Genomic DNA, 1,034 nt, shown 5'->3' with positions numbered 1-1,034 from the left:
CCTGCGTGACAGGCAGGCATTCTAACCAACTGAACTACCGGACCAGATTGCGGGGACAGGATTTGAACCTGCGACCTTCGGGTTATGAGCCCGACGAGCTACCAGACTGCTCCACCCCGCGATAATAATATTCAAATACTTCAAAAATGGAGGAGGAAAGGGGATTCGAACCCCTGCGCGGTTTGACCCGCCTGTCGGTTTTCAAGACCGATCCCTTCAGCCGGACTTGGGTATTCCTCCTCGATATGATGGTGGACCTTGTAGGACTCGAACCTACGACCGGACGGTTATGAGCCGTCTGCTCTAACCAACTGAGCTAAAGGTCCAAACAAGTTCCTAAATAATATGGTAGCGGCAGAGGGGATCGAACCCCCGACCTCACGGGTATGAACCGTACGCTCTAGCCAGCTGAGCTACGCCGCCATTATTCAGTATTAATTAAAATTGGTGGAGCCTAGCGGGATCGAACCGCTGACCTCCTGCGTGCAAGGCAGGCGCTCTCCCAGCTGAGCTAAGGCCCCAATTTTTATGGAGTAACATACATGGTCGGGAAGACAGGATTCGAACCTGCGACCCCTTGGTCCCAAACCAAGTGCTCTACCAAGCTGAGCTACTTCCCGTATATGGCGCGCCCGAAAGGAGTCGAACCCATAACCTTCTGATCCGTAGTCAGACGCTCTATCCAATTGAGCTACGGGCGCTAATTTTTAAAGTAACAATGGTGCCGAGGACCGGAATCGAACCGGTACGGTAGTCACCTACCGCAGGATTTTAAGTCCTGTGCGTCTGCCAGTTCCGCCACCCCGGCATTGTTTTTTAAAAATGGAGCGGAAGACGAGGTTCGAACTCGCGACCCCCACCTTGGCAAGGTGGTGTTCTACCACTGAACTACTTCCGCTTGTGTATTAAATTAAATGGTGCGGGTGAAGGGAGTCGAACCCCCACGCCTTGCGGCGCTAGATCCTAAGTCTAGTGCGTCTGCCAATTCCGCCACACCCGCGTAAATGGTGAGTCATGCAGGATTCGAACCTGCG

At 53.2% G+C, this 1,034-nt stretch carries 10 tRNA genes; all 10 read right to left on the bottom strand.

The window, feature by feature from the left end:
* Positions 1–47: 47 nt before the first annotated feature.
* Positions 48–121 (bottom strand) — tRNA-Met (locus M3600_RS28405).
* Positions 122–147: 26 nt separating this feature from the next.
* Positions 148–240 (bottom strand) — tRNA-Ser (locus tag M3600_RS28400).
* A 9-nt stretch (positions 241–249) separates the two neighbouring features.
* Positions 250–326 (bottom strand) — tRNA-Ile (locus tag M3600_RS28395).
* A 20-nt stretch (positions 327–346) separates the two neighbouring features.
* Positions 347–423, bottom strand: a tRNA-Met gene (locus M3600_RS28390).
* Between the two features lie 22 nt (positions 424–445).
* Positions 446–521, bottom strand: a tRNA-Ala gene (locus M3600_RS28385).
* 22 nt (positions 522–543) lie between these two features.
* Positions 544–620, bottom strand: a tRNA-Pro gene (locus M3600_RS28380).
* Positions 621–624: 4 nt separating this feature from the next.
* Positions 625–701, bottom strand: a tRNA-Arg gene (locus M3600_RS28375).
* Between the two features lie 18 nt (positions 702–719).
* A tRNA-Leu gene (locus M3600_RS28370) sits at positions 720–808 on the bottom strand.
* Between the two features lie 15 nt (positions 809–823).
* Positions 824–898, bottom strand: a tRNA-Gly gene (locus M3600_RS28365).
* 17 nt (positions 899–915) lie between these two features.
* Positions 916–1,000, bottom strand: a tRNA-Leu gene (locus M3600_RS28360).
* Positions 1,001–1,034: the final 34 nt, after the last annotated feature.

The organism is Niallia sp. MER 6 (genome assembly GCF_023714395.1).
Lineage (GTDB): Bacteria > Bacillota > Bacilli > Bacillales > Cytobacillaceae > Niallia.
The sequence above is the reverse complement of the archived record's forward strand: the minus strand, read 5'-3'. Positions and strand labels throughout refer to the sequence as shown.